Origin of the sequence: Nocardioides caeni, assembly GCF_004912195.1 — a bacterium.
In the GTDB taxonomy this organism is placed as follows: domain Bacteria; phylum Actinomycetota; class Actinomycetes; order Propionibacteriales; family Nocardioidaceae; genus Nocardioides; species Nocardioides caeni.
The window spans coordinates 15557-36094 of record NZ_STGW01000006.1; the positions used below are offsets into that span (position 1 = coordinate 15557).

21 protein-coding genes and 1 tRNA gene are annotated in these 20538 nt (G+C 73.6%); 15 read left to right on the forward strand and 7 right to left on the reverse strand.

From position 1 onward, the window contains the following. Positions 1-14: 14 nt before the first annotated feature. A complete protein-coding gene (locus E9934_RS10760; protein WP_136562902.1) occupies positions 15-1028 on the reverse strand; it encodes a CobW family GTP-binding protein in 1014 nt (337 codons plus the stop codon). Positions 1029-1094: 66 nt separating this feature from the next. On the opposite strand from E9934_RS10760, the gene E9934_RS10765 reads away from it, so the two are divergent. The 4 genes from E9934_RS10765 to E9934_RS10775 are packed head-to-tail and all read left to right on the forward strand — an operon-like array spanning position 1095 to position 3279. After that, the gene (locus tag E9934_RS10765) at positions 1095-2093 is read left to right on the forward strand and encodes a permease (RefSeq protein WP_136562904.1); all 999 of its coding nucleotides are present in this window, start codon (positions 1095-1097) and stop codon (positions 2091-2093) included. Next, positions 2090-2605: a hypothetical protein gene (locus tag E9934_RS10770; protein ID WP_136562906.1), complete on the forward strand. Its 516-nt coding sequence runs from the start codon at positions 2090-2092 to the stop codon at positions 2603-2605. Before E9934_RS10765 ends, E9934_RS10770 begins: the two co-directional genes overlap by 4 nt. Positions 2606-2614: 9 nt before the next feature. After that, a complete protein-coding gene (locus tag E9934_RS19605; RefSeq protein ID WP_158294982.1) occupies positions 2615-2776 on the forward strand; it encodes a hypothetical protein in 162 nt (53 codons plus the stop codon). Next, positions 2773-3279 (forward strand): hypothetical protein, encoded by a 507-nt coding sequence (locus E9934_RS10775; RefSeq protein WP_136562907.1) that lies wholly within the window; start codon positions 2773-2775, stop codon positions 3277-3279. Before E9934_RS19605 ends, E9934_RS10775 begins: the two co-directional genes overlap by 4 nt. An 18-nt stretch (positions 3280-3297) precedes the next feature. Here the strand turns inward: E9934_RS10775 and ykgO are convergent, their stop codons facing one another. From ykgO to E9934_RS10795, 4 genes are read right to left on the reverse strand one after another with little or no spacing between them, the layout of a single operon-like run. Then, on the reverse strand, positions 3298-3420 hold the full coding sequence (gene ykgO, locus E9934_RS10780) for a type B 50S ribosomal protein L36 (protein ID WP_038676430.1): 123 nt from the start codon (positions 3418-3420) through the stop codon (positions 3298-3300). Then, positions 3417-3602, reverse strand: a complete 186-nt coding sequence (rpmF, locus tag E9934_RS10785; RefSeq protein ID WP_136562908.1) for a 50S ribosomal protein L32 — start codon at positions 3600-3602, stop codon at positions 3417-3419. Before rpmF ends, ykgO begins: the two co-directional genes overlap by 4 nt. Then, complete coding sequence (locus tag E9934_RS10790) at positions 3603-4679, reverse strand: CobW family GTP-binding protein (protein WP_136562909.1); 1077 nt, start codon at positions 4677-4679, stop codon at positions 3603-3605. After that, positions 4679-4945, reverse strand: coding sequence for a type B 50S ribosomal protein L31 (locus tag E9934_RS10795; protein WP_136562910.1), 267 nt, complete (start codon positions 4943-4945; stop codon positions 4679-4681). The genes E9934_RS10790 and E9934_RS10795 overlap by 1 nt, the downstream gene beginning before the upstream one ends. A gap of 71 nt (positions 4946-5016) precedes the next feature. Between E9934_RS10795 and rpmB the strand changes: the two genes are divergently transcribed. From rpmB to E9934_RS10815, 4 genes are all read left to right on the forward strand, one after another. Continuing rightward, positions 5017-5253 carry a 50S ribosomal protein L28 gene (gene rpmB, locus E9934_RS10800; protein WP_136562911.1) on the forward strand — a complete coding sequence of 79 codons (237 nt, stop codon included), beginning with the start codon at positions 5017-5019 and terminating at the stop codon, positions 5251-5253. Further along, positions 5253-5432, forward strand: coding sequence for a 50S ribosomal protein L33 (rpmG, locus tag E9934_RS10805; RefSeq protein WP_136562912.1), 180 nt, complete (start codon positions 5253-5255; stop codon positions 5430-5432). The genes rpmB and rpmG overlap by 1 nt, the downstream gene beginning before the upstream one ends. A gap of 165 nt (positions 5433-5597) precedes the next feature. Beyond that, positions 5598-5903: a 30S ribosomal protein S14 gene (gene rpsN / locus E9934_RS10810; RefSeq protein WP_136562913.1), complete on the forward strand. Its 306-nt coding sequence runs from the start codon at positions 5598-5600 to the stop codon at positions 5901-5903. 64 nt (positions 5904-5967) lie between these two features. Beyond that, positions 5968-7185 (forward strand): YibE/F family protein, encoded by a 1218-nt coding sequence (locus tag E9934_RS10815; RefSeq protein ID WP_238694894.1) that lies wholly within the window; start codon positions 5968-5970, stop codon positions 7183-7185. A gap of 111 nt (positions 7186-7296) precedes the next feature. Here the strand turns inward: E9934_RS10815 and eccCa are convergent, their stop codons facing one another. Beyond that, complete coding sequence (gene eccCa, locus E9934_RS10820) at positions 7297-11400, reverse strand: type VII secretion protein EccCa (protein WP_238694895.1); 4104 nt, start codon at positions 11398-11400, stop codon at positions 7297-7299. A gap of 159 nt (positions 11401-11559) precedes the next feature. Here eccCa and E9934_RS10825 point away from each other — a divergent pair, with 159 nt between their 5' ends. The 6 genes from E9934_RS10825 (at position 11560) to E9934_RS10850 (ending at position 18045) form a co-directional block, all read left to right on the forward strand. Then, positions 11560-13011: a ubiquitin family protein gene (locus E9934_RS10825; RefSeq protein WP_136562914.1), complete on the forward strand. Its 1452-nt coding sequence runs from the start codon at positions 11560-11562 to the stop codon at positions 13009-13011. 150 nt (positions 13012-13161) lie between these two features. Then, positions 13162-13488, forward strand: coding sequence for a WXG100 family type VII secretion target (locus E9934_RS10830; protein ID WP_136562915.1), 327 nt, complete (start codon positions 13162-13164; stop codon positions 13486-13488). A 60-nt stretch (positions 13489-13548) separates the two neighbouring features. Further along, positions 13549-13860: a WXG100 family type VII secretion target gene (locus E9934_RS10835; protein ID WP_136562916.1), complete on the forward strand. Its 312-nt coding sequence runs from the start codon at positions 13549-13551 to the stop codon at positions 13858-13860. Between the two features lie 155 nt (positions 13861-14015). Then, positions 14016-15401 (forward strand): type VII secretion integral membrane protein EccD, encoded by a 1386-nt coding sequence (eccD, locus tag E9934_RS10840; RefSeq protein WP_136562917.1) that lies wholly within the window; start codon positions 14016-14018, stop codon positions 15399-15401. A 14-nt stretch (positions 15402-15415) separates the two neighbouring features. Next, on the forward strand, positions 15416-16828 hold the full coding sequence (gene eccB, locus E9934_RS10845; RefSeq protein ID WP_136562918.1) for a type VII secretion protein EccB: 1413 nt from the start codon (positions 15416-15418) through the stop codon (positions 16826-16828). Then, positions 16825-18045 (forward strand): S8 family serine peptidase, encoded by a 1221-nt coding sequence (locus tag E9934_RS10850; RefSeq protein ID WP_158294983.1) that lies wholly within the window; start codon positions 16825-16827, stop codon positions 18043-18045. Before eccB ends, E9934_RS10850 begins: the two co-directional genes overlap by 4 nt. 52 nt (positions 18046-18097) lie before the next feature. Here the strand turns inward: E9934_RS10850 and E9934_RS10855 are convergent. After that, positions 18098-18183: transfer RNA gene (locus E9934_RS10855), tRNA-Ser, on the reverse strand. A 113-nt stretch (positions 18184-18296) separates the two neighbouring features. On the opposite strand from E9934_RS10855, the gene E9934_RS10860 reads away from it, so the two are divergent. Further along, positions 18297-20537, forward strand: a complete 2241-nt coding sequence (locus tag E9934_RS10860) for an RICIN domain-containing protein (protein ID WP_136562920.1) — start codon at positions 18297-18299, stop codon at positions 20535-20537. Position 20538 lies beyond the last annotated feature (1 nt).

Below are 20538 nucleotides of genomic sequence, written 5' to 3' on the forward strand. Positions count from 1 at the left end.
TCTCGCGCTGTCGTCTACTCGCTCAGCAGGCGCAGCCGCCGGAGTCTTCGCAGGCCCGCAGGGTCGGTGCGTTCCGCCGCGCGCAACCCGGTCTGGAGGGCCGGTCGCACGGTGGCGGGGTCGAGGTCCAGCCCGATCGCGACCAGCGTGCTCGTCCCCGGTGGGGCGCAGGGCGTCACGTGGACCTGCCGGCCGACGACGTGGACGACGTAGCCCTGCTGTCGCCTCCCCGCATCGACGACGACGGTTCCCTTCATGCGATAGGCCCCCTCGGGTGGCGCCTCCAGCAGGTCGACCAGCGCACCCGGCTCGATCGGACCGGCGACGGTCACGGTCGCGGAGGCCGCATGCGCGTGATGGCGGTGCGCCGGGCGCTCGGCCCGCAGCAGCGCAGCGATCGGCAGCTCGTCCTCCGGCTCTTCGGCCGACGCGACGTCGTGGACGAGGGCCGGGTCGATCTGGCCGCGGCTCGTCCGCACGATCGTCACGTGGGGGTTGGCCTCGCGGATGCGCTCCTCGATCCGGGCCAGCGTGTCCTCGCGCTCGTCCTCGGGGAGCCGGTCGCACTTGTTGAGCACGACGAGCGAGGCGATGGCGAAGCGGGCCGGCGGGAGTCCGCCGCCGTCGACGGTGGCGAAGTACTCGACCGCATCGACGACGTCGACCACGCCGCCGGGTCGCACGTTGGCCGCTCCGCTGAACCGGATCATCCGGGCGAGCGCACCGGGCTCGGCGATCCCGCTCGCCTCGACGACGATCGCGTCGAGACCGCGCCGGGGATCGGCCAGCTTCTCGAGCGCCTCGTCGAGGCCCTCGCCGTCCTCGAGGCAGCACAGGCAACCGCCGGCGATCGACGCCGGCTCGTCGACCTGGCCGCTGACCAGCGCCGCGTCCACGTTGATGTCGCCGAAGTCGTTGACGACCACGCCGACCCGCGCGCCCGGCTGGCCGAGAAGGTGGTTGAGCAGCGTGGTCTTGCCGGCGCCCAGGTGGCCGGTGAGCGCGATGACCGGGACACGTGGCTGCACGGCGACGCATCCTACCGGCGATGATAACGATGCTCATTCCCATGCGAATGCACTAGTCTGCGGCCGGTGACCTCGAGTACGCCGACGCGAACCCGGCCGGCCGGCGCCGACCGCCAGGTGTGGCTCGTGCTCGGCATCCTGGTGGCCGCCGTACCGCTGGAACGGCTGGTGTCCTCCCGCCTCGACGACCCGGCCTTCCAGACCTGGGCGACGGTCTTCCTCGCGATCGTCGTGCAGTCCATCCCCTTCCTCGTCCTGGGCGTGCTGCTGTCGGGACTGATCTCCGCGCTGTTGTCGGAGAAGCTGGTGGCCCGCTTGCTGCCGCGCAACCCGGCGCTGGCCGTCCCGGTGGCCGGCTTCGCCGGCATCGGTCTGCCGACCTGCGAGTGCGCCGCCGTGCCGGTCGCCTCGGGACTCGCCCGCCGGGGGGTGCCGCCGGCGGTCGCGCTGACCTTCCTGCTCGCGGCTCCGGCGGTGAATCCGGCGGTGATCGTCTCGACGGCGGTCGCCTTCCAGGGACGCACGGACATGGTGGTGGCCCGCTTCGTCGCGTCGATGCTGGTCGCGGTCGTCATCGGGTGGATCTACGTCGCCGTGGCCCGCCGCGTGCCGGCCCTGCACCTGCCCCGGATCAGCGCGGTCGCGCACGGGCACGGTGGCGACACCCGCACTGGCCGCTTCCTCGGCGCGGCCTGGCACGACCTGCTGCCGGCGGCCGGCTTCCTGGTGATCGGCGCGTTGATCGCGGCGACCGTCAACGTCCTCGTCCCGCTGGACATCGTCGAGGGTGTCGCCGGCCAGTGGCTGCTGGCGATCGTGGTCCTCGCGCTGTTCGCGTTCGTGGTGGCCCTCTGCTCCGAGGCCGACGCCTTCATCGCGGTCAGCCTCACCGCCTTCTCCGACACCGCCAAGCTCGTCTTCCTCGTCGTCGGGCCCGCCATGGACGTCAAGCTCGCGGCGATGGAGGCCGGTCAGTTCGGCCGCCGTTTCGCCAGCCAGTTCGTGCCTCTCGTCCTCGTGGTCGCCACGGTGATCGCGTCCCTCGTCGGCTGGGTGCTGCTGTGAACCGCGCCGCGCAGGCTCTCGTCCTCACCGCCATCGGGGCCGTCGCCCTGCGGGTGGGGCTGACCGACGAGTACGCCAACTACGTCAACGCGTGGATGCGGTGGCCGCTGGTCCTCAGCGGGCTGCTCCTCGTCGTGCTCGCTCTGACGGCGGCCTTCGACTCCGACGCCTCCGACGACGACCGGCACCCGACGACGGTCGCGGCCTGGGCGCTGCTGATCCCGATCGTCGTCGCCTTCGTGGTCCGGCCGCCGGCGCTGGGCGGCTACGTCGCCGAGCGCCGGGTCAACGACATCGCCGCGGCGTCGTACGACGACCCGGCGGTCGCGCCGCTCGCGGAGGGCGTCACCCACGACCTGCTCGTCTCGGAGTTCGTCGCCCTCGCGGCGCTCTACGGCGAGGCGATCGAGGACCGCGACGTGCGGCTCCTCGGCTTCGTCACCTCCGACGGCGACGGGTGGTACGTCACGCGCCTGTCGATCCGCTGTTGCGCGGCCGACGCGTCCGCCTAACGGGTGCGAGTGGACGCCACCGCAGAGTCGGCACCGGCGGACGACCAGTGGGTCGAGGTGACCGGCACCTGGGTGACGGGCACCGGCGTCGGCACCGACGGCGACGAGGAGCCTGCCCTCGCCGCTGCTGAGGTCCGGAGCGTTCCCGAGCCGAAGCGGCAGTACGAGTGACCGGTGCAGCCCGCCGCCCCGCCGTCCCCGGCGTGCGGCTCGACCTCCTCGTCCTGCTTCTGGCCGTCCTGGGGGCCGTGCTCTTCCTGGCTCCGGGCGGCGACCGCGCGGAGCCGGCGCCCGCGCCGGACAGCGAGGCCGGCCCGGCGGACGCTCCGGCGACGCCGTCCGGCCCGGCTCCGAGCGAGGAGGCCTTCTGCAGTGCCTACCGCGACCTCGCCGCCGCCCAGGGGCAGTACGTCGCCCAGATGGACGAGCGGGGCGCCGAGCTGCTGCGCGAGACCGCCGACGAGCTGGTCGCGCTCGGCGTACCCGACTCGATGAGCGTGCTCGCCCGCACCGGCTTCCGCCTCGAGCTGTCGGGCATCTACGGATCGATCGGCCTCGCCCTCGACCCCACGGCCGTCCCCGGCGCGCTGACCGAGGACGGCGACGGGACGTCGCTCTCCGGCTCGGCGGGGGAGTTCGGCGCGTGGCTCTCCGAGCTCTGCCCCGCTCGCTGAGATCGTCGGTCGGCGCCGTCAGCCCTGTCGGGCCTTCATCCGCGGGTTCTGCTTGTTGATGACGTAGGTGCGTCCGCGGCGGCGGACGACCTGGGCGCCGGGCTGCTTCTTGAGCGAGCGGAGCGAGTTGCGGACCTTCATCGGGTCCTCCTTCCGGTGGTGGGATCGACGAGGCCTCGCTGGACGGCGGCGACCAGGCGGCGTGGCACGCGGTGCTCGACGCCGTCGACGGTGATCGGCACCAGGTCCGGTGCGGTGGCGCGCCACTGCGAGCGGCGGTGGCGCGTGTTGCTGCGCGACGTACGACGTTTCGGGACCGCCATTCAGGCCACCTCCCGGATCGGGCCGAGCCAGGGCTCGAAGCCGTCCTCGCTGAGGCTCCAGGAGCCGGTCTCGTGCTCGGCGAGCAGCAGGCCGTCGAAGGCCTCGCGCAGGTGGGCGGGGGCCACCCCGACGCCGGTGATGACGATGCGGGTGAAGGGCGTCCGGCGGCCCCAGGAGGCGTGGTCACCGATGCTCAGCTGACCGCCGGCGCCGTCCCACTCGACCGCCCGACCGGGACGGGTCGGCAGCCAGAAGCAGCCGCGGGAGCGGTGGGTGCCGGCACCGAGGAGCTCCAGCGACTCGAGAAGCCGGCCGGGGTGGAAGGGCTGCAGGGCCTGCAGGTCCAGCCGCCAGATGCCCTCGGCGTGCGGGTCCGGCAGTGCGTCGGAGCGGGTCGGACTGGTCCACGCGTCCGTGCGGCCGTGCTGGTGCAGGTGGCCGAGGAGGACGTCGCCGTCGACGCCGTGACCGCCCTCGGTCACGGAGACGCCGGGACGGGCGAGGGCCTGGACCAGGCCGCTCGCGACCGGGTCCACGCGGCTGCCGTCGGGACTGTCGAAGGTGATCAGGTCGGCGTACTCCACCATCGCGGCGAGCACCTCGCCCACGCCCCGCCGGTCATCCGGTGCGCAGTGGTGGCCGCGGTCGGCGAGCAGGTCGTCGCCGAGCAGGTCGCGGACGGGGTGCCGCGTGCCGAGGGCAGTGACGACCGAGGCGACCCGCAGGAAGCGGGCCAGCCGGGTGTCCCACGTGAGGACCGAGCACAGGTGGCCGGCCTCGGCGCCGACCGGGAGATGGGCGACGATGCTGCGCCAGCGTCCGTCGCGGGCGAGCCGCTCGAGCGTGGGCACGATGTCCTCGCGGATCGCGCAGCTCACGCAGGCGTGCTCGAGCAGCACCTCGTGGGTCTCCACCACGCCCGTCAGGTCGCTGACGGTGCGGCTGAGCACGCCGCGCTCGGGGTCGATGTGATGGCGGACGGCGACCGCGTCGGGCAGGTCGAACTGCAGGCCGACCATGGTCGCGGCCATCGCGTCGGGATCGACGCCGGTGAGGAGGACGACGGGGACGCGCATCAGGACCGGCCTCCCCGGTCGCGGCCGTAGCGCCGCTCGAACGCCTCGACGCGACCCTCGCTGTCGATCACGCGCCCCTGACCGGTCCAGAACGGGTGGCTGTGGACACTGACGTCGACGTCGACCACCGGATAGGTCGTGCCGTCGACCTCGACCCTCGCCTCGCCCGCGCGTCCCACGAGCGTCGAGCGGGTGAGCACGATCTCGCCCGTGGCGCGGTCGCGGAAGGCGACGGGTCCGTAGTCGGGATGGATGCCCTGCTTCATCGGTTGCCCTTCACGTTTAGAATGAGAATCGTTCTCAATCATGACACACGGACCCACCGAGGAGGAACCCCATGTCCCAGGTCTGTCAGGTGACCGGCACGCGGCCGGCATTCGGCAACAACGTGTCCCACTCGCACCGGCGTACGCGCCGCCGCTTCGACGTCAACATCCAGCGCAAGCGCTACTGGGTGCCGTCGCTCGGCCGCCACGTCGCGCTCCGCATCAGCGCCCGCGGCATCAAGACCGTCGACCAGCGCGGCATCGAGTCCGTCGTCGCCGACCTGCGCGCCCGCGGGGTCAGGCTCTGATGGCGAGTCGATCGGGCAAGGGCTCCGACGTGCGGCCGATCGTCAAGCTCCGTTCCACCGCTGGCACCGGCCACACCTACGTCACCCGGAAGAACCGTCGCAACGACCCGGACCGGCTGACCCTGCGCAAGTACGACCCCGTCGTTCGGCGCCATGTCGAGTTCAGGGAGGAGCGCTGAGGTCGTGTCTCCCCATCCTCGGCGGATGCCGACGTCGTCCAGGTGGTGCGATCGCAAGGCGCCGCCGCGACCACAGACCGGGTCGTCTTTTGAGCGGTGGCAACGCGGCGAGCGTGCCGCCTGGGCGGCGCTCGGCGCCGCCACGGGATGGGGAGGCGCGGCCTAATGGCCAAGCGGAGCAAGATCGCGGCCGAGGCGCGGAGGCGCGCCACGGTCGAGCGGTACGCCGGGCGTCGCGCCGTGCTCAAGGAGCGGATCCGGCGTGCCGAGCCCGGCTCGGACGAGCTGGCCGAGGCGCTGCGGGCGCTCGCGCGGTTGCCGCGCGACTCCTCGCCGGTGCGTCTGCGCAACCGCGACCAGGTCGACGGCCGGCCCCGCGGCCATCTCCGCAAGGCGGGGCTCTCGCGGATCCGGTTCCGCGAGATGGCCCACCGCGGCGAGCTGCCGGGGATCACGAAGTCGAGCTGGTGAGACCCGCCCGATAGCGTCGCCCCGGGACATCACCTCGACCCGGACGGCGACGAAGGAGGCCCGAGTGGGCGGCGGACATGCACATCGAGCGACGAGCGGCATCGACCGGATCGAGGTCGGCGCCACCGCCCGCGTCGCGCTCCTGGCCGGGCTCGGCGTGGCGCTCGTCGCGACGCTGGTCGGCCTGGTCGTGTGGTGGCCGCCGGGCGACGTCGCCGACCAGGCCGCCGAGAGCGGAGGGCCCGCCGCCCAGTTCGCCGCCGACGGCGTGACCTTCCCGAGCGGCGAGGTCGTCTCCGTTGCCCCGCGCTGCCCGGGCAAGGGCCTGCCCGACGGATCCGGCTGCAGCACCCTCGAGGTGGAGGTCGAGGGCGAGGACCTGACCGTCCAGGTCGCGGTGCCGCCCGAGGTGCTCGACTCGGGGGTCGCGGAGGGCGACCAGGTGGAGCTGCTCCGCACCCCGACCCCCGATGCGGTCGACGGCGCGGAGGCGTCGTACTCCTATTTCGCGACCGACCGCGACGGCACCATGCTCTGGCTCCTGCTGTTCTTCGTCATCGTGGTGGTCGCGATCGCCCGCTGGCGTGGGCTCTTCGCGCTCTTCGGCCTGGCGTTCGGCGGGCTGGTGATCTGGTGGTGGGTCCTGCCGGCGCTGCTCGACGGCGCCCCCGGGGTCGGGGTCGCGCTGACCGGCGCCTCGATGATCATGTTCGTCGTCCTCTACACGACCCACGGTTTCTCACTGCGCACCAGCACCGCGCTGGCCGGCACGCTGCTCGGCATCCTGCTGACCGCCGGGCTCGGGGTGATCGCGATCGGCAACGCCCACCTGACCGGGATCAGCGACGAGGCCGGCGCCATCCTGGCGACCTTCGGCGAGCTGGACTTCCAGGCGCTGCTCGGCTGCGCGCTGGTGATCGCCGGCCTCGGCGTGCTCAACGACGTCACCATCACGCAGGCCTCGGCGGTGTGGGAGCTGCGCGCCGCCAGTCCCGGCGCCTCCCGCACGGAGATCTTCAACCGGGCCATGCGGATCGGGCGCGACCACATCGCCTCGACGATCTACACGATCGTCTTCGCCTACGTCGGGACTGCGCTGATCCTGCTGATGGTGCTGCGGGTCTATGACCGCCCGCTCATCGACCTGCTCTCGACCGAGCAGCTGGCCGAGGAGGTCGTCCGCACGCTCGTGACGTCCATCGGCCTGGTCCTCGCCGTCCCCGTCACCACCGGCCTCGCCGCCCTCATCGCCTCGCCCCGACCCCACGAGGTGGGAACCTGAGCCCCGCGAAGTGGCACTCCGTGCGTGCCGAGGTGGGACTCCATGCGTGCCGAGGTGGCAGCCAAGGCCGCGTCCTCCCACTTCGAGCCCCGAGTCCTCCCACTTCGTGGCCTACAGCGCCGGATCCGACCACGCCAGCTGCACGGCCTCCGCGCCCCGGTCCCGCGTGACGACCCGGGCCCGGCCGGGCTGGGCCGGGCCGGCGCGCAGGTTGCCGATGAGCGCGCCCTCGTCGCGACTGCCCGACAGCAGGATCCCGGGCATCGCCAGGTCGCGCATCGACTGGATGACCGGCTCGTAGAGCGCTCGTGACGCGCCGCCCGAGCGCCGCGCGATCGCGATGTGCAGGCCGACGTCCCTGGCCTGTGCCATCAGCGGCTGCAGCAGCGCGATCGGTGAGCTCTGCTGGGTGGCGACCAGGTCGTAGTCGTCGACGACCACGAACACCTCGGCGCCCTGCCACCACGAGCGGTTGCGCAGCTGCTCGGGGGTGACGTCGGGTCCGGGGATCCGGTTCTGCAGGTACGTCGCCAGGTCGGCCAGCGCCGGCTGGGCCTGGTTGGCCGCGGTCAGGTAGTTGAGCAGGTAGTCCTCCGGCACCTCGCCGAGCAGCGATCGCCGGTAGTCGACGAGGACGATCTGGGCCTCCGCCGGCGTGCGGGTGCGCATGATCTCCTGGCAGTAGCTGCGCAGCAGCGTGGACTTGCCGGACTTGCCGTCGCCGAAGGCGAGCAGGTGCGGCTCCGCGTCGACGTCGAGCGGGACCGGCGCGAGCTCCTTCTCGTGGATGCCCAGCAGCAGGGACCGCGACGTGCTCTCCCCAGCGAGCTCGCGCACGTCGGTGAGCGAGATGCGGTCGGGCAGCAGGCGCAGCTTCGGCCCCTGCGGGCCGCGCCAGGCCTTGCTGACGGCGGTGATCATCGCGTCCACGCCGTCGCCGAGGCTCGTGGCCGAGGCTTCGCCGTCGGTGCGGGGCAGGGCCGCGAGGAAGTGGAGCTTGCCGGGCACCATGCCGCGCCCCGGGCGGTTGACCGGCACCAGCGCCGCGACCTTGCGGTCGATCTCGGAGTCGATCGGATCACCGAGCCGCAGCTCGAGGCGGGTGCCGAGCAGGTCGCGCATCGCGGCCCGGAAGTCCGGCCACCGGGTCGCGGCCGTGACGATGTGCAACCCGAAGGTGAGGCCGCGGGTCGCGAGCTGCTGGATCTCCAGCTCGAGGTCGTCGAAGTCGGAGCGCAGGGTGCCCCAGCCGTCGATGACGAGGAAGACGTCGCCGTAGCCGTCGTCGGCGCGGCCCTGGGCCCGGCGACTGCGGTAGGTCTCGATCGAGTCGATGCCGTGCTGGCGGAAGTACGCCTCGCGACGGTCGACGACGCCCTTGACCTCCGCGAGGATCCGTCGTACGACCTCGGGCTCGGAGCGGGTGCCGACGCCGGACACGTGGGGCAGCGCCGCCAGCGGGGCGAAGGTGCCGCCGCCGAAGTCGAGGACGAAGAACTGCGACTCGAGCGGCGTCGTCGTCAGCGACAGGCTGGTGACGATGGTGCGCAGCAGCGTGCTCTTGCCGCTGCGCGGTCCGCCGACGACCGCGACGTGGCCGGCGGCGCCGCTGAGGCTGACCGTCAGGGTGTCGCGACGCTGCTCGCGGGGCCGGTCCACGGTGCCGATCGGGACAGTCAGGTTGCCGAGCCGGCGCCACTCGGCCGACACCAGGCCCAGCTCCGGGTGCGGGGCGAGGTCGGGCATCAGCTGGTCGAGCGTGTCGGGTGCGTCGAGCGGCGGCAGCCACACCTGGTGCGCCTCCGGGCCACGGCCGTCCATCCGCCCGACGGCGATGTCGAGCAGCGAGGCGCCGTCCTCGCGCGGCGCGGGCCGCTGCTCCTCGCGCTCCTCGTCCGGCTCCGGGTCGAAGGTCTGCACCTCCGAGATCGTGAACGGCAGGATCCCGCGGACCTTGCCGCCGCTGTCCCGCGTGATCCGACGCCGCTGGCTCTGTGGCGGGCCCGAGACGTAGGCCGCCTTGAAGCGGGTCAGCTGCGTGGGGTCCGGCTTGAGGTAGCCGAGGCCGGGGACCGCCGGGAGCTCGTAGGCGTCCGGGACACCCAGCACCGCGCGCGACTCCTGTGCGCTGAAGGTCCGCAGGCCGATCCGGTAGGACAGGTGGGACTCCAGGCCACGCAGCCGCCCCTCCTCGAGCCGCTGCGACGCGAGGAGGAGGTGCAGGCCGAGTGAGCGACCGAGCCGGCCGATGGCGACGAACAGGTCGATGAACTCCGGCTTCGCCGACAGCATCTCGGAGAACTCGTCGACGACGATGAAGAGCGACGGCAGCGGAGCCAGCCCGGACGACGCCGGGTCGCCCGAGGTCCGGGCCTTCTCGTAGTCGCGGATCGAGGCGAAGTTGCCGGCCTCGCGCAGCAGCTCCTGGCGGCGCACCATCTCCCCCGACAGCGCGTCCTGCATGCGGTCGACGAGGGTGAGGTCCTGCGAGAGGTTGGTGATCACGGCGGAGACGTGCGGCATCTCCGACATCCCCGCGAACGTCGCGCCCCCCTTGAAGTCGACGAGCACCATGTTGAGCTGCTCGGGGGAGTGGGTCATCGCGAGACCGAGCACCAGCGTCCGGAGGAACTCCGACTTGCCGGAGCCCGTCGCGCCGATCACCAGGCCGTGCGGGCCCATGCCCTGCTGGGCGGACTCCTTGATGTCCAGGTGCATCGGTGCCGAGCCGTCGGTCACGCCGATCGGGACGCGCAGCCGGTCACGGGCCGGTCGCGTCCGCCACGCCACGTCGGGGTCGAAGGTGTGCACCTCGCCCAGCCCGAGGAGGTCCATGAAGTCGGTGGGCCCGCTGAGGTCGGCGTTGCTGTCGTCGCCGACCGAGGCCCCGGCGCTGGGGGTGTAGAGCGGCGTGAGTCGTCGCGCGAGCGCCTCGGCCGTCGCGACGCTGCACTGGTCGCCCCGCGCACGCACCGCCTCCGTCCGCAGTCGTACGGCGACCAGGGGCACCCCGTCCTCGTCGTACCGGTCGATCGAGCTGGTGGGCGCGGCAGGGTCCTCGAGCTCGAGGCGCAGCGCCGTGGGGGAGTCGAGCTCGCCCCACCGCGTGGGGAGGTCGATGACGGTGACGCCGTGGAGCCCGTCGGGCGGGATGACGTGGTTGCCGGGCGGCAGCTCGGCGCCGTCGTTGACGACGATGATGTGCGGGATCGCGGGCCGCTCGTCGGCGCCGAACCGCGGCCGCTCGCTGAGGTCGGGTGGCAGCATCGCGGCCAGGTCGGTGAGCGAGGTCGTCACCATCCGCGAGGGGCCGACGGCATCGTTGTGGTGCTGGCTGTGGGCCTGCGGCAGCCACTTCACCCAGTCCCAGTGGGCGAGGGTGGCGTCGGTGGCGAGCACGGCGATCTGCAGGTTCTCCGGGGACTGGAAGGTCGCCGCGGAGCAGAGCAGCGCGCGGGCCATCGAGCGCACCTCCTCCTCCGCGCCGCAGATCTCGATCCGGTCGAAGGCGCGCAGGTCGATCGAGGCCGGCAGGTCCGGCTGGAGGCGGTGGACGACCAGCAGCCGGTGCAGCGCCGAGGCGGAGGCGGGGTCGACCTCGTCGACGGGCGCGCCCTCCGGCGGGAGCAGCTCGAGGGCGAGGGGCTGGGCGCAGGTGCCGTAGCGCACCTGCAGGAACGCCTCGTCGGCCGCGGACCGCTCCCAGACCCGGGACCGGTCCTCGGCGATCGCCGGAAGCGCCGTCGGCACGGGGTGCGACCAGGTGAGGGCACGTCGCTGCTGGGTCGCGGCGTCGCGCGCGACCTTGCGGACGGTGGAGAGGTAGCGCAGGTACTCGGTGCGCGAGCCGGTCACCTGCTGCTGGCGCTGCTTACGCTGCCGGTCGATCTGGACGATGATGAAGCCGATCGTCGCGAAGAGGAACATGCCGGCCGCGATGAAACGCAGCGCCTGGTTGCCCCGGTCGCCACCGAGTCCGGCGACGAGGACGATCGAGCCGAGACTGCCGAGCATCGGGATCGCGTTCATCGCGACGCCGGCGGCGCCCTCGCTGGGCTGCAGCTGTGGCGGCGGCTGCACCTGCAGCTGCCCGCCCGGCATCTGGGGCCGCTCGCCGCGCCCGGCCCGCTGGGTCAGGCTGCCGGGCGCAGGCGCCGGCCGCGCCGGCGGTCGGCCGGGTGGCTTGCCGCGTGGACTGGGTTGGGTGACGGTCACGCTTGCCCCTGTCGTGGATGCCCGAACATCGAAGAGGGAGTGTCTCCCAGGCCCCGATGATAGGGCCGCGCAACAGGTGGGTAGGGACGCACGAGGGTCAGGGCTACCCTGCCGTCAGGGTCACGAATCACGATCCACTCATCCATCTCGGGAGGTTCGATGTCGGGAGCGAGGTCGCGCACGCCGTCGCGGACCGCCTCGACCGGCGCGGCGCTGGCGCTCACGGTCCACGGGCCCGCGGGCGTCCTCGACCTGACCGTCCCGTCGGCGGCGACCCTCGCCGACGTCGCGCAGGCGTACGCCGCCGAGGTCGGCCTCGCCGCGCCCCTGCCGTTCGTCAGCCGGATGGGCGAGCCGCTCCAGCTCTCGACCGTGCTGGCCGACGCCGGCATCACGTCGGGCACCGTCCTGGTCGCCGTCGAGCCGACCTCGCGTCCCGCGCCGCCAGGACCAGGGAGGGGCCGCGCGGGTGGCGGCCGCGCTCCTGACGGACTGCGTGCGTCGACCGGTTCGGCGATCTGGCTGACACTGGCCGCCGCCGCCGGCCTGGCGGCCGGCTGGTCGGCGGCGCAGCTGCCCGACGACGAGCGGTGGCCGGCCGTGGTCGCGCTGCTGGTGGCGGCGCTCGTCGGGTGCCTGCCGTTCGGTGCGCTCGCCGCGCAGCGGGTCCTCGCGGCGCCGGCGCTCGCGGCAGCGGCCGCCCTCGCCCTGGTCTGGGACCCGACGCCCGAGCGGCTGCCGATGGTCATCGGGACGATGGCGCTCGCGTCGTCGGTGACGGCCGCTGTCGGCCGCGCCCTCGCGGACCCTGTCGTGCTCGCGGAGGGGGTCGAGCGCGCCGGCGGTGCCGATGAGGGCCTGCGGGTGTGGATCTGTGTCGGCGCGGCCTGGTTCGTCGTGGCCGGGATCGGGACGCTCGCCAACGCCGCGCCGCAGGTCGTGTGGTCGGTCCTGCTGCTCCTGGCCGTCCTCGCGGCACGGTTCGTGCCGACGTACGCCGTCGACGTCCCCGACCAGTACCTCCTCGATCTCGAGCGCCTCGCCGTGACGGCCTGGTCGGCTCGCGAGCGCCCGACCGGGCGCCGTGGCCGGATCGTGGTCCCCGAGCGCGCGGTGGCCGGCGTGGCGGCGAGCGGTGCCCGGCTGGTGCGCGCCGCGGCCGCCGCGATCCTGGTCGTGGTCCTCGTGACAGCCCCGCTGCTGCTCTGGTCGGCCGACCTCCCGCTCGACCGGACGGGCGCGCGATGCCTGGTCGGCTTCGGCGGCGCCGCGCTGCTGCTGGCGGCGCGCAGCTACCGCCACGTCGTCGCGCGCCGGTTGCTCCGGCTCGCCGGCGTGGTCGCGCTCGCGTGGGTCGCTGTCGTGGTCCTGGGCATCGCCGGGCCCGGTGGCGCCGGCACATCCCCGGGATGGGTCCGAACGGTCGCGATCGTCGCGCTCGCCCTGGCGGCCCTGCTGGTGCTGGTGGCGGTCCTGGTCGGCCGCGGCTGGCGCTCGGCCTGGTGGTCGCGTCGTGCCGAGATCGGTGAGGCCCTGTGTGGCGCCTTCGCCGTCGGATCCCTCGTCGTCGCGGTCGGATTCTTCCGTCATCTGTGGGAAGTCACGGGCTGATGTTTAGCCCCTGCGCCAGTGGGGGTAGCACGAATCGCGTCGGCTCTTTGGAATGTCTCGGGAGCCACTCGGATGTGTCCATCTCTGAAGCGGGACTGCTGTGTCGTTCCCGCCTTCTGACCAACCCCGTTCAACCCCAAGGAGCAGACAATGACCGGTTCGAACATCGAGTTCGGCCAGGCGAAGGGCGCGCTCAAGGAGATCGCTGAGCGCGTCGTGCAGGCCAAGCAGGAGTTCGCCCAGCACTCCGCGACCATGGACGACCAGCTCGCCGAGCTCGCCACCAAGTGGCAGGGGTCGGGTGGACTGTCGTTCAACAACCTCAAGCAGGCGTGGCTGGAGAAGCACAAGGTCGTCATCACGGCGCTGGACCGCTTCCACGCGTCCCTGACCGAGACCGAGCGCGACAACGAGGCCGTCGACGAGGCCGCCGGCTCGGGCATGGTGTCGCTGCTCAACCGCCTCGGCGCCCAGTGACCCGACCCTGACCAGCCCTGACCACCCCCTGACCCACTCAGACAACGAGGAGACAGCACGATGACCGGACCTGACTACGGCGCCCTCGACGGACTGCGCGTCAACCACACCGCGCTCGACGCCGCCGCCGCCAACATGTACGAGACCGTCAAGAAGATGGATGGCAGCCTCAACGCCCTCGAGCAGGACATCGCCCCCAAGGTGGCGACCTGGAGCGGCGACCAGCGCGACGCCTACACGGAGTCGAAGGCCGCCTGGGACTGGGCGATGCAGGAGCTGCGCGACCTGCTCGACCGCACCCACAGCACCGTCTACGAGTCCAACGCCGACTACATGGCCGCCGACAGGCGCGGAGCGGCCCGCTTCCGGTAGACGCGGCAGCAAGGTCACGACGAGCTCGAGAGGGGCCGACGCCACGCGTCGGTCCCTCTTCCGCGCGCAGGTCGTGTGCAGGTCGTGCCGGCGCGGGAGTCCGTGCCACGATGTGGATCCCGGGAGCCTCCCCGGGTCTCGGGAAGGTGGAGCAGATGACGTCAGCCGCAGGTCGCGCCCCCGGTGCGGTCGCCTCGGGCCTCGTGCGGGTCACCGTCACCTCCGGCACCCGCCGGGTCGACCTGGTGCTGCCGGGTGCGGTGCCGCTCGCGGAGCTCCTGCCGGAGCTGGCGCGCAGCGTCGGGCTGCTCGACCCGGCCACGGTCCACGGCGGCTACCGGATCGGCACCGCCGACGGTCGCCGGCTCGCCCTCGACACCGGACTGGTCCTGCAGGGCGTCGAGGACGGCGGACTGCTCACCGTGACCGCGGGCGTCGACGACCCCGTCCCGCGGGTCTACGACGACGTCGTCGAGGCGATGACCGACGTCGTCGAGCACGACCTCACGCCGTGGCGTCCGGCCACCGGGCGTCGTACGGCGCTGATGGCAGCCGCTCTCTTCTTCGTGCTCGGCGCCGCCGCACTCCTGGTGCAGCGGGGCTCCGGCTTCGCGGCGGTGGCGGCGGTGATGGTGGCGGTCGCGCTCGTCGCCGGCGCCGTCACCCTCTCGCGGGCGCAGGGCGAGACCGACGCCGCCGTCGGTGTCGCCTGGCTGGGCGCCGGCTTCGCTGCCGTCGCCGGCGTCATGTTCGCGCCCAGTCCGCTGGTCTTCGCCGACCTCCTGGTCGCCGCCGGCGCGGGCACGCTGCTGGCGGGACTCGTCTGCGTCATCGGCCTCGGCCCGGGGCGGACCCTCGCGTTCCCACCGGCCGTCGTGGGCGCCATTGCCCTCGGCGTCGGGCTCCACCTCCGCTCGGCCGACGGCGACGGGCTGGCCCCGGCCGTGCTCCTGACGGTCCTGCTGGCGCTCGTGGTCCTCGTCGGCAGCATCTTCCCGTGGCTGGCGCTCGGGGCGACGTCGACGCGGATCGACCAGCTCTACTCCTCGCAGGACATCACCGCCGACCCCGACGACATCGATCCCGCGCGGGTCGCCGCCGACGCGCGGCTGGCGCACGAGATCCTCCTCGCCATCACCGGGACGGTCGGCCTGTTGCTGGTGCTGCTGACGCCGTTCGCCGTCGGGCTCGGCGTCTCCGGCACGCTGCTGGCCGTGGTGGCCTGCCTGATCGTCATGCTCCGCACCCGGCAGTACCGCACCGGCACCGAGGTGCTGGTCGGGCTCTGCTCCGGCATCGGCGGACTGCTCGTGGCTGCCCTGTCGGCGCTGGCGCTGCACCCTGACTGGCGTCCGACGCTCGCCGTCGTGCTCGCCGTCGCCGGCGCCGTGCTGATGGTCGCGACCCTCACGCCGTCCGCGCCGTCGGTGCGCCGAGGCCGCCTCGGCGACGTCCTGGAGTCGGCCGCCCTGCTGGCGCTGCTGCCGCTGCTCGTCGTCGCGACCGGCCTGTTCGACCACGTCCGTGACGCGCTGGGCTGAGCTGGAAGCGATCGATGGCCACCAAGAAGGACCTCGTCGAGGCGTACTCGTTCAGCCGGCGGCGGCTGGTCACCGCGTTCGTGTCCGGCGCGCCGGGCGGCCGGGAGGTCGAGCCTGCTCGCCCGGGCCGGATGATCATCGGCGGCATCGCGCTCGCCGTCCTGCTGGTCGCCGGGGCGGCCGTCGCGGGCGCGCTCACGAAGCGCGAGCCGGTGGACTGGAAGGAGCCGGGCCTGGTCACCGACGACCACGGCGCGCTCTACGTGATCCTGCCCGACGGCACCCTGCCCGGACCGACCCTGCGGCCCGTCATCAACGTCACGTCGGCGCAGCTCATCCTCGGCGCCGATGTCGAGACCAAGAGCGTCCCCGACGACAAGCTCGCCGAGCAGCGTGAGGGACCGTCGATCGGCATCCTCGACGCCCCGACGACCGTGCCGACCGCGGGAGAGCTGGTCAACTCGGGGTGGGTCTCGTGCACCGCCACGGGCCAGGGGATGCTGACCGAGATCAGCGACGACCCGGCGGTCGAGGCCGCTCCCGACCAGGGGTTCGTGGTGCGCGCCGGCCGGGGGACCTTCCTGATCGCCGAGGCCGACGCCCCCGGACTGCCACGGCGTGCCTACAGCTATCGCCTCGACCCCGGCAACGACGGGCTGCTGCCGGCGCTGGGGATCTCGCTCAACGACCTGATCACGGTGCCCGAGGCGTGGCTCGACCTCTTCCCCGTCGGCGGGTCGCTCGACGGGCGCGGTCTCGGCATCAGTGGGCTGGGTGATCCGGCCGGCCTCCCGGGAGCCCCGGGCGCACTCATCGGCGACCTCTACCTCGAGTCCGGCAGGCCCTACGTCATCACGGCCGACGGCATGCGCGAGCTCAGCCCCTTTGCCGCAGAGGTGCTGCGCCACACCTCCCTCGGCCCGCGCCTGCCGCGGGAGCTCGACGCCGACGACGCCGACTTCCAGTTCGCCACCGGCAAGCCGTACGCCGACGCGCACTGGCCCGAGGAGGTGCTCGCCGGCTCGCCGTCGGCCTCCGACCAGGTCTGCGGCGTGCTGGTGACCGAGGAGGGCGAGGAGCCGGCCGTGCAGCTCGCCCGGGTCCCCGACGGCGGCGGCATGGCCGACGCGGTCGAGGAGGGCGACCGGGAGGTGTCCGTCCTCTCCGGGCGAGGCGCGCTCGTCCGCACCGCGGGCTGGGCCAGCGACAGCGGCGGCAGCGTCCAGCTGGTCGACGACCGCGGCCAGATCTACCCGATCGCCGGCGAGGCCGAGCTGGGACAGCTGGGCTACACGGACGTCCCCGCCGTCGTCGTCCCCGACACGTGGGGCGAGCTGTTCAAGCCCGGGCCCGAGCTGTCGATCCTCGCGGCGCTCTGTCCACCGGCCATCCGCGACCAGGCACCCACGGAGTCCTCGTGCGGGTGATCGGCTGGGCTGGGCGGGGCGCGTCGGCGCTCCTCCTCGCCGCGTTGACGCTCGTCGCCGTCCCCGCGGCCCCGTCCGCCGCCGCTGCCGACGACCCCGATTGCGACAACGTGCAGACCGAGACCGAGGAGCGCAAGGTCGAGGGCGTCAACGACGCCAACGACGCTCTCCACGTCGGAGAGGCGACGGCGCTGCTGGCCCGCCGCGGCATCGGCCCGGGCGAGGGCGTCCGGATCGTCGTCGTCGACTCCGGCATCACCGGCCACGACGGCAGCGGGCCTTCGACGCTCGACTACGCCCACGGCCTCACGGCGGCCGGCATCATCGCCGGACCCGACCAGGACGACCCCGGCGTCGAGGTCGGGATCGCGCCCGCCGCGACGGTCGAGGGTCGCACGTTCTACACCCACCCCCGCGGCTCGGACGACGGCGTGACGCCGACCTCCGACGGTCTCGCCACCGCCCTCCGCGGCGTCGCCGACGACCGCTCCGCGGGCCGGCTCCCGCCGCGCACCATCGTGCTGGTGCCGATCGAGGTCGCCCACAGCACCGCCCTCGAGTCCGCCGTCGACCGGCTCGTCCGCACCGGCGTGCTCGTCGTCGCGGCCGGGGGAGACCGGCCCGCGCCGGAGTCCGGCTTCCTGCCGTCGTACTCCGGGGAGGCGGAGCCGGGCGAGGACGCCGCCCGCGACGTCTGGCCCGCGGCGGACGACCGGACCCTGGCCGTCGGTGCGTCGACCGACGGCGCGCTCGGCTCGGTGCTGCGCAGCTCCGCCATCGACGTCGCCGCCCCGGGGACGGGCGCGGTGTCTCGCGGTCTCAACGGGGGCTGGTGCCGGGTCACGAGTGTGTCGTCGCACTGGGCGGCCGCCCAGGTCGCCGGCATCGCGGCGCTCGTGTGGTCGGCCAACGGCGACGAGTCGGCCACGCGCATCCGGGCTCGTCTCGTCACCACGGCGAGCGGCAACACCCTGGGGGCGAGCCCGCTCGTCGGCCACGGGGTGGTGCAGGCCCTCGAAGCCCTGGAGCGGGTCCCGTCCACCGGGCGCAGCGATCGCGACGAGGACACCACCGCCCGGCCGGCCGACGCCCCCCGGGCCCGCGCCGACGTCCTCGCCCCGACTCGTGAGCGCGCGATCTGGTGGGGGCTGGGCGGTGGCGGTGCCCTCGCCGTCCTGCTGATCCTGCGCCCGGTCCTGGCGCGCCGCCGGCGATGAGCTGGCGGTGAAAAGCGAACGGCGCCGACTGTCGTCGACGCCGTTCGTCCGGCGGAGGTAGGGGGATTCGAACCCCCGAGGGCTATTAACCCAACACGGATTCCAGCCGTGCGCCATAGGCCACTAGGCGATACCTCCGCGGAGGAGGCTACCGGCAGCCGGCGGGGGGCCGGAAATCGTGCTCGTCCTCGACAGTCGCCCCGCCCGCGCGGCACACTCCAGGCAGCGACGGAGGATCGGGGAGGGTCATCATGGTCAGCTGGCTGCGTGGCGTGCTCGTGGTGGTGCTGGGGACGGTGTTGGCGGCGGGGAGCCTGCTGGCGACGGAGGGCGGGCACGCGTCCGCTGCCCGGACCGGCGGACCGGTCGCGGAGACCGCGGGCGTGAAGGCGGTGGCGCCGGCGACCCTGGTGCACGTCGTCCGGCACGAGGGCCAGGTGCTGCGGCTGCGGCTGCAGCTCGTCAGGACGCGTACGCCGGGCTTCCGCGTGCTCGTGCAGGGAGACTCGGGGTCCTTCGCCACGGCCGCGGCTCCGGCCCAGCGCAGCTACCTCGGGACCGTCGACGGACGCTCCGGGCTCGTCGCCGGCGGGATCCTCCGCTCGGACGGGAAGTTCGAGGGACTCGTGGTCTTCGACCGCGGCGGCACGTGGCACGTCGTCGACGGCGCCGTCGTCGGCACCCGCGGCATGACCCAGCCGACGACCTTCCGGTGGCCGGACGCGGCCGACGCCAGCCGCAACGTCACCCTGCTCCCGGGCCGGATCACTCCCGTGACGCGGCGCTGGGACATCGGCTACGACCTCGCGCACCGGTGGTTCACCGGCCCGACCATCGGGGGCTCGGTGGACCGGGCGCTCGACGCCGTCGAGTTCTCGACGATCGCTCTGCGGCTCGTCTACGAGACCAACGCCAGGCTGCGCCCGGCCACCGGCCGGGTCGTCATCCGCAGCTCCGCCACCGCCGAGCCCTATGGGGCCTACGACGACGTGCTCGCCGACGCCCGCGACGACTGGGCTGCCGCGCAGGCCGACGCCGGGGTGGACGCGATCGTGGTCTGGCAGGGCTCGCCGGGCGGTGGTGGCGTCGCCTGGGTCGGCACCATCACCGGTCCCTCGGCCATCTCCTCCAACGGCGGCACCGGCACCCCGTGGGTCGTCACCCGGCACGAGCTCGGTCACAACTGGGGAGCCCGCGACAACCACACCAACGGCCCCGAGGGCGCCACCATCGAGTCGGGCAACCAGTTCCACCGCTTCGACGGCACCGAGCTGCGCGCGATCCTCGACCAGCGCGACCGGGTGCGTGGTCAGCTGCCGTGGGTGAGGGAGTCGCTGGTGCCCCTGCCGCCGTACGCCGCCCTCGACCTGGTCCGCCACCAGACGTCGGGCACGCCCTTCTCCTTCCGGCCGACCCGCAACGACCACGACGCCAACACCGACGCCGTCCGGTTGCGCCGCGTCGATGCCCGCAGCCACCTGGGGGGTCGCGTCAGCCAGGCCGGGAGCGTCGTCACCTACACGCCACCGGCCGTCGCGTCCCCGACGACCGACTTCGTCCGCTACGTCGCCGTCGACGAGACCGGACGAACGGCGACCGGCGTGGCCCTGTTCCAGGTCGCCCCCGCGCCGACACCCGGCCCGGTCGGCAGCTGGCCGGTCGAGGCGCCGCTCCCGGGGCGCGACTACGCCGTCCGCAACACCCAGTCGGGGCTGTGGGCGGGCGTGGGCGACGGCAGTGCGCCGGTGCAGCGGACGCGCAGCGGTCAGCTCGCGGCCCTGGCGCTGCGGCGCGCCGGCGGTGCCTACACGGTGCGGCAGGCCGGCGCCGGCTGCCTGACGGCGGTGACGCGCGGCCGGACGGAGTTCCGGCGCTGTGGCACCGGTCTCGCCCAGCGGTTCCGCGTCGTGGAGCACCCGGTGGTCGGATCCGCCGTCGTCAACATGGCCCGCGGCACCTGCTTGATGCCGGCCGGCGCCTCGATGGCCGCCGGCGCGCGCTTGGTCCACGTCCCCTGCCGCCTGCTGCTGGCGCAGAGCTGGGACGTCACGCCGCCGCCCGCCGTCGCCTGGCCGTACGTCGTTCCGCCGACCGGTCAGGTGGCGCTGCGGCAGGTCACCTCGGGGCTGCTGGCCGGGGTCCCGGACGGTGCGACCGGCTCCACCGGGCTCTCGACGCGCGCCGAGGGCGGCACGGCCACGCAGGTCACGTTCGTGAAGCGGGCCGTCCTGGCCCATCAGGTCGTGAGTGCCCTCACCGGTCGCTGCTTCGACGCCTACGACGCGACGGCCGGCGGCGAGGTCGGCACCTGGGGCTGCGGCACCCAGGACAACCAGCGGTGGCAGGTGCGCGCCAACCCGGCAGGCGGCTTCTCGTTCCGGCTCGACCGTGGCGGTCTGTGCCTCGGCGTCGCGGACGTTGCGGCCGGGACGGGACTGACCATGCAGCCCTGCACGCTCGACGCGTCCGTGCGGTGGCGCATCGAGCGCTGAG

What these genes read in the sequence shown, in the direction of transcription:
- ykgO (WP_038676430.1), bottom strand. Translation starts at nt 3,420, where the DNA reads ATGAAGGTCCGCAACTCGCTCCGCTCGCTCAAGAAGCAGCCCGGCGCC.
- rpmF (WP_136562908.1), bottom strand. Translation starts at nt 3,602, where the DNA reads ATGGCGGTCCCGAAACGTCGTACGTCGCGCAGCAACACGCGCCACCGC.
- E9934_RS10790 (WP_136562909.1), bottom strand. Translation starts at nt 4,679, where the DNA reads ATGCGCGTCCCCGTCGTCCTCCTCACCGGCGTCGATCCCGACGCGATG.
- E9934_RS10795 (WP_136562910.1), bottom strand. Translation starts at nt 4,945, where the DNA reads ATGAAGCAGGGCATCCATCCCGACTACGGACCCGTCGCCTTCCGCGAC.
- rpmB (WP_136562911.1), top strand. Translation starts at nt 5,017, where the DNA reads ATGTCCCAGGTCTGTCAGGTGACCGGCACGCGGCCGGCATTCGGCAAC.
- rpmG (WP_136562912.1), top strand. Translation starts at nt 5,253, where the DNA reads ATGGCGAGTCGATCGGGCAAGGGCTCCGACGTGCGGCCGATCGTCAAG.
- rpsN (WP_136562913.1), top strand. Translation starts at nt 5,598, where the DNA reads ATGGCCAAGCGGAGCAAGATCGCGGCCGAGGCGCGGAGGCGCGCCACG.
- E9934_RS10825 (WP_136562914.1), top strand. Translation starts at nt 11,560, where the DNA reads ATGTCGGGAGCGAGGTCGCGCACGCCGTCGCGGACCGCCTCGACCGGC.
- E9934_RS10830 (WP_136562915.1), top strand. Translation starts at nt 13,162, where the DNA reads ATGACCGGTTCGAACATCGAGTTCGGCCAGGCGAAGGGCGCGCTCAAG.
- E9934_RS10835 (WP_136562916.1), top strand. Translation starts at nt 13,549, where the DNA reads ATGACCGGACCTGACTACGGCGCCCTCGACGGACTGCGCGTCAACCAC.
- eccD (WP_136562917.1), top strand. Translation starts at nt 14,016, where the DNA reads ATGACGTCAGCCGCAGGTCGCGCCCCCGGTGCGGTCGCCTCGGGCCTC.
- eccB (WP_136562918.1), top strand. Translation starts at nt 15,416, where the DNA reads ATGGCCACCAAGAAGGACCTCGTCGAGGCGTACTCGTTCAGCCGGCGG.
- E9934_RS10860 (WP_136562920.1), top strand. Translation starts at nt 18,297, where the DNA reads ATGGTCAGCTGGCTGCGTGGCGTGCTCGTGGTGGTGCTGGGGACGGTG.